The 14,980-nt window shown below is 59.4% G+C and carries 15 protein-coding genes; 8 read left to right on the top strand and 7 right to left on the bottom strand.

Going from position 1 to position 14,980, the window contains the following annotated elements:
- Positions 1–10 precede the first annotated feature (10 nt).
- From HEQ17_RS15140 to dnaA, 5 genes are all read right to left on the bottom strand, one after another.
- On the bottom strand, positions 11–601 hold the full coding sequence (locus tag HEQ17_RS15140) for a mobile mystery protein B (protein WP_296293501.1): 591 nt from the start codon (positions 599–601) through the stop codon (positions 11–13).
- A complete protein-coding gene (locus tag HEQ17_RS15135) occupies positions 592–1,053 on the bottom strand; it encodes a mobile mystery protein A (protein ID WP_296293500.1) in 462 nt (153 codons plus the stop codon). The genes HEQ17_RS15140 and HEQ17_RS15135 overlap by 10 nt, the downstream gene beginning before the upstream one ends.
- Positions 1,054–1,269: 216 nt before the next feature.
- Positions 1,270–3,873 (bottom strand): DNA topoisomerase (ATP-hydrolyzing) subunit B, encoded by a 2,604-nt coding sequence (gene gyrB, locus HEQ17_RS15130; protein WP_296293499.1) that lies wholly within the window; start codon positions 3,871–3,873, stop codon positions 1,270–1,272.
- 85 nt (positions 3,874–3,958) lie between these two features.
- On the bottom strand, positions 3,959–5,068 hold the full coding sequence (gene dnaN, locus HEQ17_RS15125; RefSeq protein ID WP_296293498.1) for a DNA polymerase III subunit beta: 1,110 nt from the start codon (positions 5,066–5,068) through the stop codon (positions 3,959–3,961).
- Positions 5,069–5,219: 151 nt separating this feature from the next.
- Complete coding sequence (gene dnaA, locus HEQ17_RS15120) at positions 5,220–6,620, bottom strand: chromosomal replication initiator protein DnaA (RefSeq protein WP_296293497.1); 1,401 nt, start codon at positions 6,618–6,620, stop codon at positions 5,220–5,222.
- 240 nt (positions 6,621–6,860) lie between these two features.
- On the opposite strand from dnaA, the gene rpmH reads away from it, so the two are divergent.
- The 5 genes from rpmH to mnmE all read left to right on the top strand — a co-directional run bounded on the left by rpmH (position 6,861) and on the right by mnmE (position 10,968).
- Positions 6,861–6,995 carry a 50S ribosomal protein L34 gene (gene rpmH / locus HEQ17_RS15115; RefSeq protein ID WP_028820859.1) on the top strand — a complete coding sequence of 45 codons (135 nt, stop codon included), beginning with the start codon at positions 6,861–6,863 and terminating at the stop codon, positions 6,993–6,995.
- Positions 6,996–7,062: 67 nt separating this feature from the next.
- Entirely contained in the window at positions 7,063–7,512 is a 450-nt protein-coding gene (locus tag HEQ17_RS15110; RefSeq protein ID WP_296293768.1) for a ribonuclease P protein component, read from the top strand.
- The gene (gene yidD, locus HEQ17_RS15105; RefSeq protein ID WP_296293767.1) at positions 7,512–7,784 is read left to right on the top strand and encodes a membrane protein insertion efficiency factor YidD; all 273 of its coding nucleotides are present in this window, start codon (positions 7,512–7,514) and stop codon (positions 7,782–7,784) included. The genes HEQ17_RS15110 and yidD overlap by 1 nt, the downstream gene beginning before the upstream one ends.
- Positions 7,781–9,484 (top strand): membrane protein insertase YidC, encoded by a 1,704-nt coding sequence (yidC, locus tag HEQ17_RS15100; RefSeq protein WP_296293496.1) that lies wholly within the window; start codon positions 7,781–7,783, stop codon positions 9,482–9,484. Before yidD ends, yidC begins: the two co-directional genes overlap by 4 nt.
- 71 nt (positions 9,485–9,555) lie before the next feature.
- Positions 9,556–10,968, top strand: a complete 1,413-nt coding sequence (gene mnmE / locus HEQ17_RS15095) for a tRNA uridine-5-carboxymethylaminomethyl(34) synthesis GTPase MnmE (RefSeq protein ID WP_296293495.1) — start codon at positions 9,556–9,558, stop codon at positions 10,966–10,968.
- A 61-nt stretch (positions 10,969–11,029) separates the two neighbouring features.
- On the opposite strand, the gene HEQ17_RS15090 is transcribed toward mnmE, so the two are convergent.
- Positions 11,030–11,584, bottom strand: a complete 555-nt coding sequence (locus HEQ17_RS15090; RefSeq protein ID WP_296293494.1) for an adenine phosphoribosyltransferase — start codon at positions 11,582–11,584, stop codon at positions 11,030–11,032.
- 129 nt (positions 11,585–11,713) lie between these two features.
- Here HEQ17_RS15090 and HEQ17_RS15085 point away from each other — a divergent pair, with 129 nt between their 5' ends.
- The 3 genes from HEQ17_RS15085 to lptC are packed head-to-tail and all read left to right on the top strand — an operon-like array spanning position 11,714 to position 13,879.
- Positions 11,714–12,691 (top strand): KpsF/GutQ family sugar-phosphate isomerase, encoded by a 978-nt coding sequence (locus tag HEQ17_RS15085; RefSeq protein ID WP_296293493.1) that lies wholly within the window; start codon positions 11,714–11,716, stop codon positions 12,689–12,691.
- Between the two features lies 1 nt (position 12,692).
- Complete coding sequence (locus tag HEQ17_RS15080; RefSeq protein ID WP_296293492.1) at positions 12,693–13,271, top strand: HAD hydrolase family protein; 579 nt, start codon at positions 12,693–12,695, stop codon at positions 13,269–13,271.
- On the top strand, positions 13,268–13,879 hold the full coding sequence (lptC, locus tag HEQ17_RS15075) for an LPS export ABC transporter periplasmic protein LptC (RefSeq protein WP_296293491.1): 612 nt from the start codon (positions 13,268–13,270) through the stop codon (positions 13,877–13,879). The genes HEQ17_RS15080 and lptC overlap by 4 nt, the downstream gene beginning before the upstream one ends.
- A gap of 65 nt (positions 13,880–13,944) precedes the next feature.
- Here lptC and HEQ17_RS15070 read toward each other — a convergent pair whose 3' ends face one another.
- On the bottom strand, positions 13,945–14,517 hold the full coding sequence (locus HEQ17_RS15070) for an RNA-binding protein (RefSeq protein ID WP_296293490.1): 573 nt from the start codon (positions 14,515–14,517) through the stop codon (positions 13,945–13,947).
- Positions 14,518–14,980 lie beyond the last annotated feature (463 nt).

The following is a 14,980-nucleotide window of genomic DNA, read 5'->3' as shown; positions in this document are numbered from 1 at the left end:
GGTTGAGCGCTCAACTGCGGACAAACGCAAGCAGAAGCTGATAGTCACCTTGGTCTGCAGCTCGCAGTGCTGCCAGGTACCGTGCCCGAACATCGTTGGCGGCAACCAGACTGCCGCCGCTTCCCCATGTGAACGCAGCTTGGCCAAGGCTTCGCAGCAAGGCGTCAGCCATCATGCGTGAATGTCGGCCATTGCCATTGGGGAAGGGATGAATCCAGACCAAGTCGCGGTGAAAGCGTGCTGCGATTTCATCGGGAGGAAACGTGGCGTTGTCGACCCACCAACGCGTGTTGTCGAACAGGTTCTTGAGCTGCACCGCAACCTGTGTCCAATCGCAGCCGATGTTTTTGTCGGACTTGCGAAACGTACCCGCCCATGCCCAAGTCTTCCCGAACATCTGCTCGTGCAGCTCTCGGCAAAACCCTTCGCTGAGCACTTGCGGTGCTTTGACCCGCTTGAGCCAGCGCACGGCGCGCAAGATGTTCTCCTGCTCCCAGTCGTTCAGATCCCCCTGGGTGGCCAGGTGCCCCGGGATGAGCCCGGTCTTTTCGTCGGGGTCCAGGGGTGTCTGGCCGTCTTGTTCGTCCAGGTCTATCGCCATAGGTCTGACCAGCGGCCGCGCAGCAATTCTTCGGTCCTGCGTTCCACCTGTTTGCGCAGCCGTTCTGCGCCGGGGCGCTGGTCTTCAAGACCCATGGTGTGGGCTACGCTGCCAACCTCTTCCATCGCGATGGCACGAGCGCGTTCCTGAACCACGTCCGTGAGCGGGCGTCTGGGAACCAGTGCATAAACCAGTTCGCAATCCAGTCCATCAGCGAGTTTGCGCAGTTGTCCGAGGGAGATGCGATCCTCCGCTTCGGACTGTTCAGACTTGTGCAGCGTCGCCCCTGAGATGCCCAGCCGCTGAGCCTGCTGACGTTCCGTTCGACCCAGGGCTTCTCGGATGAGCTTCAGCCATCCCCGTGACGGTGGCTGCCGCTTGACCAAGTCCGCGTAGCCGGAAAGGGTGTACTGCACTTGTTCGAGTCGAAGCTGGTTCAGTTCAGAAGACATTGCTAGCCTATAGGCTGGTTAATCTGATTTTAATAATAGCCTAAATGGAAGCGGTTTGCAATCAGTTGCTTCCTTAAAGGAAATCAGTCAAAGTCATTTTGCTGCACTTTTAGCAAGCATACAAGGCCACATTGGGCGCGCCAAAGCAAAGGGCCCATCAGTTTCACAACTGATGGGCCCCTTTTTCTCAGCTTAAGGGTACGGCTGCAAGATCGATCAAATATCGATGTTCCCCGCCCGCAGCGCGTTGCTCTCGATGAAGTGGCGGCGTGGCTCCACCTCGTCGCCCATGAGCATGGTGAACACGCGGTCGGCTTCGATGGCGTCGTCGATCTGCACGCGCAGCAGGCGGCGCACGGTGGGGTCCATGGTGGTTTCCCACAGTTGGGCGGGGTTCATTTCGCCCAGACCCTTATAGCGCTGGCGGCTGGTGGTGCGTTCGGCTTCGCTGATGAGCCAATGCATGGCTTGGCGGAAGTCGCCCACTTTTTCTTCTTTCTGGCGCTCGCCTTCACCGCGCAGGGCTTTGGCGCCTTCGCTGAGCAAGCCCCGGAAGGTCTCGGCCGCTTCGGCCAGCGCGCCGTAATCGGCACCGTGCACAAAGTCTTGCGTGATGATGCTGCTCTTGATGTTGCCGTGGTGGCGGCGGCTGATGCGCAGAATCGGTTTGTCGGTGCGCACGTCAAACTCGGCGGCCACTTCGGCCGGGATGCCGGTGGTGTTGAGTTCGCGCAGCTTGGCTTGCAGCGCGGGGGCGCAGGCGGCGGCTTGTTCCATGGTGTCGAGGTTGAGCGACACGCCGTCGGCCATGGCGCGCAGGGCTTCGGCGTCCATGAAGTTGGACAGGCGGGCTATGACGTGTTCGGCCACTTGGTGTTTGCGGGCCAGGGCTTCGAGGGTGTCGCCTGTGAGCACTTGCGGCGCAGCCCCACCGGTGCTGATGCTGGCGTCTTTGAGCGCGATGCGCAGCAAGAAGCCGTCGAGTGCCGGGCCGTCTTTGAGGTACAGCTCTTCTTTGCCCGCTTTGACTTTGTAGAGCGGTGGCTGGGCAATGTAGATGTGACCGCGCTCGACCAGGTCGGGCATTTGGCGATAAAAGAAGGTGAGCAGCAGGGTGCGGATGTGCGCGCCGTCCACGTCGGCGTCGGTCATGATGATGATGCGGTGGTAACGCAGTTTGTCGACATTGAAGTCGTCGGTGCCGCTCTTGCCGCTTTCAGCGCTGGCTTTGCCAATGCCGGTGCCAAGCGCCGTGATGAGCGTGACGATTTCGTTGCTGGTCAGCAGCTTTTCGTAGCGGGCTTTTTCGACGTTCAGGATCTTGCCGCGCAGGGGCAAGATGGCTTGGAATTTGCGGTCGCGGCCTTGTTTGGCCGAGCCGCCTGCGGAGTCGCCCTCAACGATGTAGATTTCGCACAGGGCGGGGTCTTTTTCTTGGCAGTCGGCCAGTTTGCCGGGCAGACCCATGCCGTCGAGCACGCCTTTGCGGCGCGTCATTTCGCGGGCTTTGCGAGCGGCTTCGCGGGCGCGGGCTGCTTCCACGATCTTGCCGCAAATGATCTTGGCGTCGTTCGGGCGCTCTTCCAAAAAGTCGGTCAAGGCTTTGGCCACGATGTCTTCGACCGGGGCACGCACTTCACTCGAGACCAGCTTGTCTTTGGTCTGGCTGCTGAACTTGGGCTCGGGCACTTTGACGCTCAGCACGCAGCACAGGCCTTCGCGCATGTCGTCGCCACTGACTTCGACTTTTTGTTTTTTGGCGATCTCGTTTTGCTCGATGTACTTGCCAATCACGCGGGTCATGGCCGCGCGCAAGCCCGTGAGGTGGGTGCCGCCGTCACGCTGTGGAATGTTGTTGGTGAAGCACAGCACCGATTCGTTGTAGCCGTCGTTCCATTGCATGGCGACTTCGACACCGATGCTGGTGCCGGGGATGCCGCCGTAGCTGTCAGCAGGGCGCTCGCCGTTGGCGTGGAAGGCGTTGGGGTGCAGCACTTTTTTGTTGGCGTTGATGAAGTCCACAAAGCCCTTGACGCCACCGGCGCCCGAAAAGTCGTCTTCTTTGCCGCTGCGTTCGTCCTTCAGGCGAATGCGCACGCCGTTGTTCAAGAAGGACAGCTCGCGCAAACGCTTGGCCAAAATCTCGTAATGGAAATCGGTGTTTTGCGTGAAGATTTCGATGTCGGGCAAAAAGTGCACTTCGGTGCCCCGTTTGTCGGTGGCACCGGTGACGCGCATGGGCGAAATTTCGATGCCGTCCACAGTCTCGAGCAAACGGTTTTGCACAAAGCCTTTGGCAAAGTCGATCTGGTGCACTTTGCCTTCGCGGCGCACTGTGAGGCGCAGCCATTTGCTCAGGGCGTTGACGCAAGACACGCCCACGCCGTGCAAACCGCCCGAGACCTTGTAGCTGTTTTGATTGAACTTGCCGCCCGCGTGCAGCTCGGTCAAGGCGATCTCTGACGCACTGCGCTTGGGCTCGTGCTTGTCGTCCATCTTGACACCGGTGGGGATGCCACGGCCGTTGTCGGTGACGGAAATCGAGTTGTCGGTGTGGATGGTGACGACGATGTCATCGCAGTGGCCCGCCAGTGCTTCGTCGATCGAGTTGTCGACCACCTCGAACACCAAGTGGTGCAGACCGGTGCCGTCTGACGTGTCACCGATGTACATGCCGGGGCGCTTGCGCACCGCCTCCAGGCCTTCCAGAATCTGGATGGAGCCTTCGCCGTAGCCTTCGGATGCGCCCGCCTGGTTGGCGTCGATCTTGGGTTGCGCGGTGGTGAAGGTGTCTTCGCTGGGGGTGATGTCGTCGGTCATGTGGGTTTTTCTGTGTCGCTTGAATGGCCGAAACCCGCGAGGGGTCGCGGGTTTCGATGGGGTCTATTGGCGTATGGTGCGAGCCTTAAATGCGCATGGGCATCACCACATACTTGAAGTTGTCGTTGTCGGGGATGGTGATCAGCGCCGAGCTGTTGCCATCGGCCAGATCGATGCGGACCATGTCCTGGCCCATGTTGCTGAGCACGTCGATGATGTAGGTGACGTTGAAGCCGATTTCGATGGCGTCGCCGCCGTAATCGATGTCGAGTTCGTCCACGGCTTCTTCTTGCTCGGCGTTGGTGGAGGCCACGCGCAGACTGCCGGGGTCGAGGTTCAGGCGCACACCCTTGAATTTGTCGCTGGTCAGGATGGCGGTGCGCTGCAAGCAAGACAGCAAGGCCTGACGGCCCAAGGTCAGGTTGTTGCGGTGGCCTTTGGGGATGACGCGGTTGTAGTCAGGGAACTTGCCTTCGACCAGCTTGGTCACGAATTCCATGCCGTCAAAACTGAACTTGGCCTGGTTGCTGGCAAATTGCATCTCGATCGCGCCGTCGGCGTCCGAAAGCAAACGCTGCAATTCGGTCACGGTCTTGCGGGGCAGGATGACTTCTTGTTTGGTGGGCACTTCCACGTCGAGCGTGGCGGCGGTGAAAGCCAGGCGGTGGCCGTCGGTGGCGACCAGGCTCAGCCGGTTGCCTTCGGCCACAAACAGGATGCCGTTGAGGTAGTAGCGGATGTCATGCAGGGCCATGGCAAACGAGACTTCGCCGAGCAACTGTTTGAGTGTTTTTTGTGGCACGCTGAACACGGGGCCAAAGCTGGCGGCTTCTTGCACCAGTGGAAAGTCTTCTGCGGGCAGCGTCTGCACGGTGAATTTGGACTTGCCACCCTTCAAGATCAGCTTGGCTTGCGAGGATTCCAGACTGACGGTCTGGTCAGCAGGCATGGTGCGCAGGATGTCGATGAGTTTGCGAGCCCCCACGGTGGTGGTGAAGTCTCCCGGGTCGCCATCCATCTCGGCGGTGGTGCGGATCTGGATTTCGAGGTCGCTGGTGGTCAGTTGCACGGCGCGGCCTGTCTTGCGAATCAGCACATTTGCCAGCACCGGAAGGGTGTTGCGGCGTTCGACAATGCCGGACACGGATTGCAGGATAGACAGCAATTTGTCTTGGGTGGCCTTGAGGACGATCATTTGTCTACCTTTGTTGGTTTATCTGGTGTCAGCTTGCGGCAGGCACCGATTTCAAAATCAGCATGCATTTTCGCTGTTTTTTGGCCTCAAAAAGACCAGAAAACATGTCAAACCCATGAAATTGAAGCATCAAGCCAGCTTGCATGGGGTTTCAGCCCTTGAGGGTCTGCTCCAGCACGTGCAGTTGGTGGTTCAGATCGGTCATTTGCAGTCGTTCGGCACCGATTTTACGGACGGCGTGCAAGACGGTGGTGTGGTCGCGCCCGCCAAACAGCTCACCGATCTCGGGCAGGCTCTTTTGGGTCATTTCCTTGGCCAGGTACATGGCGATCTGGCGCGGGCGGGCGATGCTGGCGGGGCGCTTTTTGCTGTACATGTCGGCGACCTTGATCTTGTAGTAGTCGGCCACTGTTTTCTGGATGTTTTCGACGCTGATCTGGCGGTTCTGGATGGACAGCAGGTCGCGCAGGGCGTCGCGGGCCAGTTGGATGGAGATGTCCTTTTGGTTAAAGCGCGAATACGCCAGAATTTTGCGTAACGCGCCTTCGAGCTCTCGCACATTGGAGCGCACGTTTTTGGCCACAAAAAACGCCACTTCTTCGGGCATTTCGCTGCCTTCGCTGATGGCTTTGTTGATCAGGATGGCCACACGCATTTCGAGCTCGGGTGGCTCCATCGCCACCGTGAGGCCCGAATCGAAACGCGAGACCAGGCGCTCGTGTATGTCGGCCAGGCCCTTGGGGTAGGTGTCGCTGGTCATCACGATGTGCGACTTTTTGGCCAGCAGGGCTTCGAAGGCATTGAAGAACTCTTCTTGCGTGCGGTCCTTGTTGGCAAATAACTGCACGTCGTCGATGAGCAGCAAATCGAGCGAGTGGTAATGGAATTTAAATTCGTCAAAAGTCTTGCGCTGGTAGGCTTTAACCACATCCGAAACGAATTGTTCAGCATGGATGTAAAGAACCTTGGCCTCCGGGCGCTCGGCCAGCAGTTTGTTGCCAATCGCATGCATCAGGTGGGTCTTGCCCAAACCCACACCACCATAGATGAACAGGGGGTTGTAAAGCTGCCCCGGCGAGCCCGCGACGTGCATGGCAGCAGCACGCGCCATGCGGTTGGCTGTGCCCTCGACCAGGTTGTCAAAGTTCAAGGACGCGTTGAGTCGGCTGCGAAAGGCGCTGGTGGCCCCTTCATCGGCCACCGCAGAGGCTTGCACGGGCATTTCCATGGATGATGGCGTGGATGCCATTCCAGATCTGACAATACGTTCACGAGGAGTGATCGCTAACTCGATCTTGATTGGGTGCCCCTGGATTTTTTCGAGCAGGGCCGCCAGCCGGCCCGCATATTGCGACCGAATCCAGTCCAGCTTGAATCGGTTTGCAACGAACAGGGTGATTGTTTGCTGGTCTTGCGATGCTTGCGCGGTGAGCGGTTTGATCCAGGTATTGAACTGGTTTTCCGGCAGCTCACGCGCAAGGTCTTCAACGCATGCCTGCCACAGGGCGTGGCCCGCATCCATCTGGAAATCAGGGGAAATTCCCTCGGTCATTGAGTACTTTTTATTGTGGACAGAATTGATCACGAGGCACTGGACAGGCAGCTTTATCAAGAGCTTATCCACATACCGATTCGAAAACGAGAGGGCATGATAAACCACATCATGGCGACATCAACCCGGGGACACCCTGATGGACGAAAAAACAGTTTGTTTGGTTCTGTTTGGAAAGTTTGCGATAATCCCCGGTTTCGTCCAAAGCCGATCCATGGCTCTGGGCACAAAGGAAGAGTCATGAAACGCACCTACCAACCCTCCAAAACTCGTCGCGCCCGTACCCACGGTTTTCTGGTTCGCATGAAAACACGCGGTGGCCGCGCAGTGATCAATGCCCGCCGCGCCAAGGGCCGCAAGCGCCTGGCTGCCTAATGAATGTTCAGCCGTCTGTTCGTGGTCTGTTGACACTGCGGGCGGTTGAATCCGGGGCTTGGCCATCGTGCAGCGTTTAAAAACACGCCCACAGTTTCAGGCTGCCCTGGCGGGCGGTACGGTCTCGCGGACTGCGCACTTTGCGCTGCATCGCCTGAGCCTGACTCAGCCCTCTGACACCTGTGTGACTCCCGGCGAACAACTGGGGCTTGCTCCTTCACTGGAGCAGGCCCTTTTTGATTTGCGGGATGTCTGGCTGGGCGCCATGGTGCCCAAGCGATGGGCCCGCCGTGCGGTGACCCGAAACGCGATCAAGCGCCAGATCTACAACGTGAGTCAACGGTTCTGCGTCGATTTGCCAGTGGCCGTCCATGTGGTTCGCTTGCGCGCCACGTTTGATCGGAAGGCGTTCATCAGCGCCAGCTCGGACCACCTCAAGCTTGCGGTGCGCCAGGAGCTGGAGCAACTTTTTGTGCACGCTTTGCACTTGGACAAGCGCCAAGAGGTGCGCGCATGATCGTTCAACGCTTTTTGATGGGCTTGGTGCGCGTTTACCGCTTGGTGCTCAGCCCCTGGCTGGGGTCCTCTTGCCGGTTTGAGCCGACTTGCTCGGTGTATGCGCTCGATGCCTTGTCATCGCATGGCGCTGCTGCTGGCGCTTACCTGACCTTGCACCGCTTGGTGCGTTGCGGTCCGTGGTGCAAGGGTGGCCACGATCCCGTTCCCGTGCAGGTGCCTCGCTTGTTCTCTGCTTTGTTATCCCCCCCGTCGTCAAAGAAGACCCCATGAACGATATCCGTCGCACCATCCTTTGGGTGATTTTTGGTTTTTCCCTGGTTTTGCTTTGGGATCAGTGGCAATTGCATAACGGCAAAAAAGCCACCTTCTTCCCCAAACCGGAAGTCGCATCCGCAGCCAGCGGCAATGCCGCTGCCGCCAACAACCCGGTCGCCAGCAGCGCCAATGCCCTGCCTTCGGCCACGGTCGCCATCGCGGCTTCGCCCGGGCAGGTGCCGTCGTCTGCACCCGCTGCCTCGGCCCCGACGCCTCGCGAAAAAATCGAGGTCGAGACCGATGTGCTCAAGCTGAGCTTTGACACCGAAGGAGGCTCTTTGGTGCGCAGCGAATTCACACAGCACCGCGATCTGGTCGACCCCAAAAAGAACATGGTGTTGCTGGACCAAAGCGCAAGCCGCGTTTACATGGCCCAGACGGGTCTGATTGGCGGCAACTTTCCGACGCACAAAACAGCCATGAAGTTCAGCGGTGAGCGCACCCTCAAAGACGGTCAAAACGAGTTGAACTTGCGCTTTGAGTCCGACGAGCTGAATGGCGTGAAGCTGGTCAAGACCTACACGCTCAAGCGAGGCAGTTACGTGATCGACGTGAAGCACGAGGTGGTCAACAACGGTCAGGCCAGCGTGTCGCCGCAGCTGTACATGCAGCTGGTGCGCGATGGCAACGCGCCCGAGGGCGAGTCGGCGTTCTACTTCACTTTCACCGGCCCCGCGATTTACACCGATGCCAAGAAGTACAACAAGGTGGACTTTGGAGACATCGAAAAGAACAAGGCCGAGATCGACAAGACATCGACCAACGGTTATGTGGCCATGGTGCAGCATTACTTTGCCAGCGCCTGGTTGTTGCCCGATGGCGTGCAGCGCGAAAACTTTGTGCGCAAAGTCGATACCAACCTGTATGCCGTGGGCATGATCACCCCCTTGGCCGAGTTGGCGCCAGGCCAGTCGAAGGTCTTGACCAATCAGTTGTTCAGCGGCCCCCAAGAAGAGAAAGTGCTGGAGTCCTTGTCCCCCGGTCTGGATCTGGTGAAAGACTACGGCTGGCTGGCCATGCTGTCCAAGCCTTTGTATTGGCTGCTGGACCAATTGCACAGTGTTTTGCAAAACTGGGGCTGGGCCATCGTCGCCTTGGTGCTCTTGCTCAAGATCGCTTTTTATTGGCTCAATGCCAAGGCCTACGCCAGCATGGCCAAGATGAAGGCCATTAACCCCAAGATCATGGAAATGCGTGAACGCCTCAAGAGCAATCCGCAGCAAATGCAGCAGGAGATGATGAAGATCTACCGCGAGGAAAAGGTCAACCCGATGGGGGGCTGCTTCCCGATCATGGTTCAGATCCCGGTGTTCATTGCCCTGTATTGGGTGTTGTTGTCCAGCGTCGAGATGCGCAACGCGCCTTGGGTGCTCTGGATCCACGATCTGTCGGCACCCGATCCGTATTTCATCTTGCCCTTGGTCATGACCTTGACCACCTTGCTGCAAACGGCCCTGAATCCCGCGCCACCGGACCCGATGCAAGCCAAGCTGATGTGGATGATGCCGCTGATTTTCTCGGTCATGTTTTTCTTCTTCCCGGCAGGTCTGGTGCTGTACTGGATCACGAACAACATTTTGTCGATTGCCCAGCAATGGATGATCAACACCCGCATGGGCGTGCCGCCGCAGTTCAACCTGCCCAAGTTCAAGTAACTTAAAAAAGGCCGCGCAAGCGGCCTTTTTTTGGATTGGCCCGTCCACACCCTTACCCGCGCTAACCGACCATGCTTGCCAGGCACCTCGAACCCATCGTGGCCATTGCCACCGCGCCCGGTCGCGGGGCGGTGGGCATTGTGCGGGTCTCGGGCAAGCATCTGTCGCCCTTGATTGAGGCCCTGTGCGGGCGCAGCCTGAAAGCCCGAGAGGCCACGTATTTGCCCTTTGCCGATGCCACTGGCAGCCCGATTGACCATGGTTTGGCGCTGCATTTTGTAGGCCCCCATTCGTTCACGGGCGAAGATGTGCTGGAGTTGCAGGCGCATGGCGGGCCCGTGGTTTTGCAATTGCTGGTGGCGCGGTGTTTGCAGGCCGCCGCCGAAATCAACCCAACCACAGGCCAGCCGCGTCTGGCGGGTTTGCGGGTGGCGCAACCGGGCGAGTTTTCTGAGCGGGCCTTTCTGAACGACAAGATCGACCTGGCCCAAGCCGAGGCGATTGCCGACCTGATCGATGCCAGCACCGAAGCCGCAGCGCGCAGCGCCAGCCGGTCTTTGGCAGGTGACTTTTCCAAAGAGATTCATGTGCTGCGCGATGCGCTGATCCACCTGCGCATGTTGGTGGAGGCCACGCTGGACTTCCCGGAAGAGGAGATCGACTTCTTGCAAAAGGCAGATGCACAAGGCCAATTGAATCGCCTGCAAGCGGCATTGAACACGGTGCTGGGCAAAGCCAAACAAGGCGCGCTGCTGCGCGAGGGCATCAAGGTGGTGATCGCAGGCCAGCCCAATGCGGGCAAGAGTTCACTGCTCAACGCGCTGGCCGGGGCCGAGTTGGCCATCGTCACGCCGATTGCGGGCACCACGCGTGATGTGGTGCAGCAAACCATCCAGATCGAAGGCGTGCCGCTGCATGTGATCGACACCGCCGGTCTGCGCGAAGGCGAGGGCGTGGACGAGGTGGAGCAAATTGGCATTGCCCGCGCTTGGGGCCAGATTGAAGCGGCCGATGCCGTGCTGTTTTTGCACGACCTGACGCGTGCAGGCCAAGCCGATTACGACAGCGCCGATGCCGACATCGATGCAGCCTTGAAGACGCGATTGCCCGCCAGCGTGAGCGTGATCGATGTGTGGAACAAAGCCGACGCAGCGAGCAGCGCAAAAGAACGCACGGGCTTGACGCTCTCGGCCCGCACGGGTGAGGGCCTGCAAGCCCTGCGCCAGCAACTGCTGCAGCAAGCCGGTTGGCAACAAGCCAGCGAAGGTTTGTTCATCGCCCGCGAGCGCCATGTGCAGGCCCTGCATCGCGTCCGCGAGCATCTTGAAATCGCCAATGCCCATTTGGCCGCGCAAGCGCAAAACCTCGACCTGCTGGCCGAGGAGCTGCGGCTGGGCCAAAACGCGCTCAATGAGATCACGGGCGAGTTCAGCGCCGACGATTTGCTGGGGGTGATTTTTTCGAGTTTTTGCATCGGAAAGTGAACTGCCACTGCAGCCAACCGCATCAGTCCTGCCTGCGTCGTGCGCGACACCCGGGGCAGATTCAATGCCCCTCGAAAGAGACCAGCGTGAACAATTTCAGGCCGCTGCCCTCGATGCGCTGCGAGCCACCCAGCTCGGGCAGGTCCACAATGGCTGCGCCTTCAATCACGCTGGCTCCGAGTTTTTCGAGCAGCTTTTTGCCCGCCATCATGGTGCCGCCCGTGGCGATCAAGTCGTCGATCAGCAGCACCCGCTGCCCGGGTTGGACGGCGTCGGTGTGCAGCTCGACCGTGGCGCTGCCGTACTCCAGCTCGTAGGTTTCTTCCACGGTGCTGAAGGGCAGCTTGCCTTTCTTGCGGATGGGCACAAAGCCCACGCCCAATTCATAGGCCACCACCGAGCCCAGAATAAAGCCCCGCGCATCCAGCCCCGCCACCACATCCGGGCGCAGGGCGGGCTGCATGTAACGGTGCACAAAGGCATCGATCAGGACGCGAAACACGCGCGGGTCCTGCAGCAGCGGTGTGATGTCGCGGAACTGCACGCCCGGCGCAGGCCAGTCGGGCACCGTGCGGATGTGGCTTTTCAGGTAGTTGTTGACGTTCAGGTCGTCCATGTCTTGGCTCGCTTGTTGTGTCTTGGGAGGTGGCCGCCGCAAGTGGCCCACAGCCCTGCGGCGCAACCTGGAAATGCCGAAGCGCATATTAACAAGCCACCACATTACCGAGCCGATAAAATAGCTTGCATGCTTGCCCAACCCTCGACCACCCTGAAACTTGCCCGCGAAACCCTCGACATTGAAGCAGCGGCGCTGCTTCAACTCAAGGACCGTCTGGACGAGCGCTTTGTCAAAGCTGTCAACATGGTGCTCACCATTCAGGGTCGGGTGGTGGTCACTGGCATGGGCAAAAGCGGTCACATCGGGCGCAAGATTGCGGCCACCCTGGCCTCTACCGGCACCCCGGCCATGTTTGTGCACCCCGGTGAGGCCAGCCATGGCGATTTGGGCATGATCAAGACGGTGGATGTGGTGCTGGCCATCTCCAACAGTGGCGAGAGCGAAGAGCTGGTGGCCATCCTGCCAGTGCTCAAGCGACAGGGGGTGCCCTTGATCGCGCTGACGGGCGGTCTGCAATCGTCCTTGGCTCGGCATGCTGACGTGGTGCTCGATTGCTCGGTCGACAAGGAGGCCTGCCCTTTGAACCTCGCGCCCACTGCCAGCACCACGGCCCAACTGGCCATGGGCGATGCGCTTGCGGTGGCCTTGCTGGATGCCCGGGGCTTCAAGCCAGAAGACTTTGCGCGCTCGCACCCTGGCGGCGCTTTGGGGCGCAAGCTGCTCACGCATGTGGGCGATGTCATGCGCATAGACCAGGATGTGCCACAAGTTGGTCCTGATGCCGGATTCACCATACTGATGCGAGAGATGAGCGCCAAAGGCCTTGGAGCCACCGCGGTCACCGATGCAGCCGGTCTGGTGTTGGGCGTGTTCACCGATGGGGATTTGCGCCGCCTGATTGAAAAAGGGGTGGACCTGCGAGACCTCAAGGCTCGCGAGGTGATGCACCCCAACCCGCGCACCATCCGGCACGATGCGCTGGCGGTTGAGGCCGCTGAAATGATGGAGCTGCACCGCATCACGAGTATCCTGGTGGTCGATGCAAAGGGACTGCTGTGCGGTGCCATCAACTCCAACGACCTGATGCGGGCCAAGGTGATCTGACATGCAAGCCATCACCCCGGCCCTGAACTACCCGCCCGAATTGCTGCTACAGGCCCAAGGCGTGCGCGTGGCGTTTTTCGATATCGACGGCGTCTTGACCGATGGCGGCCTGTACTTTTCAGAGTCCGGCGAAACCCTCAAGCGCTTCAACACGCTGGATGGTCAGGGCCTGAAGCTGTTGCAAAAGGCGGGCATCACGCCGGTCGTCATCACAGGGCGTGACTCTGCCCCTTTGCGCTTGCGCCTGAAGGCTCTGGGCATCAGCCATGCCCGTTTTGGCACCGAAGACAAACGCCCGGCCGCCGAAGACTTCTTGAGTCAACTGGGCCTGAGCTGGTCACAGGCTGCCGCCATGGGCGATGACTGGCCGGATCTGCCTGTGATGCAGCGGGCCGCTTTTGCCTGTGCACCGGCCAATGCCCATGCACAAGCCAAGGCACTGGCCCATCACACCACTTCCGAACGCGGCGGCGAAGGTGCCGCCCGCGCGTTTTGTGATCTGTTGCTGGTTGCAGGGGGGCATTACGCGGCTTTGCTCGCTCAAGTGGGCATCCATGAGTTGCCGGGTGGCTCCGCATGAGTGCCTGGATGCGTCTGCGTCGAATACTTGACCGACTCACCATTTATCTGCCTTTGATTCTTTTTGCCTTGTTGGCCTTGGGCAGTTGGTGGCTGGTGCGCAGCATCCCAGAGCTGCAACCCCAACGCATTGACAAGCAACTGCGGCAGGCTCCGGACTACCGGCTGGAGAGGTTCACCGTCAAATCCTTCGATGCTTCGGGTCGCATGATGCGTCAAGTCAACGGCCAGAGCGCCACCCATTTTCCGGCTGAGCAAGAGTTGCACATCCGGAGTGTTTTGATCTTTGCCGAAAACGAGCTGGGCACCCGCGTCCAGGCGCAAGCCCCCAAAGGGGTTTCCAATGAACCCATGCAAACTGTCATCTTGAGCGGTGGGGTACTGGCTGTGCGAGCGGCCGACGCCCAAGGCCCACACCTGACCCTCAAGGCGGAGGCTGTGACGGCCTGGCTGGATCAGGAGCGCCTGACTTCACAGGTGCCCGTTGAAATCGTCAGGGGTGCCGATGTCTTGACGGGGCAAACCATGGACTTTGACACGCGCAGTGGGCTTTACACATTGGATGGTCGGGTGAAATCCGTGTTGGCACCCACAAAACGCCAACCCTGAAAGCACAAAGCCCCGCAATGCAGGGCTTTGTGCGCTGGTGGCTGAAGCCTCAGCCCATGGGTGCATCAGTAACCGTAGCCGCCGCCTTCACGGCCACCGCCTTCTCGACCACCGCCTTCTCGGCGACCCCCGCCACCGCGAGGACCCGAGCCGTAGGGGCTGCGAAAGCCACCACCACCCTCGCCGCCTTCACGGCGACCGCCGCCATATCCACCGCCGCCGCCTTCGCGACCGCCGCCATATCCACCACCGCCGCCTTCGCGACCGCCGCCATATCCACCGCCGCCGCCTTCACGACCGCCACCATATCCACCACCACCGCCTTCACGGCGACCACCGCCGTAACCTCCGCCACCAAAGCCTCCCCCCCCTGCGCGGGGTGGGCGCGCCTCCATGGGGCGGGCTTCGTTCACCACGACATCGCGCCCCCCCAAAGGCTGGCCATTCATGCCGTTGATGGCGGCTTGCGCTTCATCATCGCTGCCCATTTCGACAAAACCAAAGCCCTTGGAGCGGCCCGTGTCACGTTCCATCATGACTTTGGCGCTGGTGACAGCACCGAAAGCTCCAAAGGCTTGTTCCAGATCGCCGTCACGAACAGAGTAAGGAAGGTTGCCGACGTAAAGTTTGTTGCCCATGAAGGGGACTCCTCAAAACACAGGGATAAAAGCGATGGAGCTTCGAAAACGCATTCGACATACCTGAAAACATCGGAAGGAAAGCGCAAATGATTGGATCACCGCAAACATGACTTCGCTGCAAATTGCTTCGAAGCCGTTGAATTATGAGTGATAAAACAAAAAAAATGACAAGGGGAAATCCCCCAATACCCGTACAAAACGGGGCTTGCAACCGAGATCTGTTGTTTTGCTAACGCATCGTCTGGTCAGGGGCGCACCGATTTTGTGAATACGCCAATATGCCCGTCATATTTTAAAAACCATCCTTTACACAAGCGCCCAAGCACCATGAAACGCACACCTGCGCTTTGTGCTGGGGTTGCCATGATCGTTTTCTGTACGCCCTTGAATGGTTTTGGCCCCTTGAGTGCCGAAACGCCCAGTTTGCAGAGAATCCAAACAAAAAGCCGGCCCAATGGAT

Source organism: Limnohabitans sp., from assembly GCF_023910625.1.
In the GTDB taxonomy this organism is placed as follows: Bacteria; Pseudomonadota; Gammaproteobacteria; order Burkholderiales; family Burkholderiaceae_C; genus Limnohabitans_A.
The sequence above is the reverse complement of the archived record's forward strand: the minus strand, read 5'-3'. Positions and strand labels throughout refer to the sequence as shown.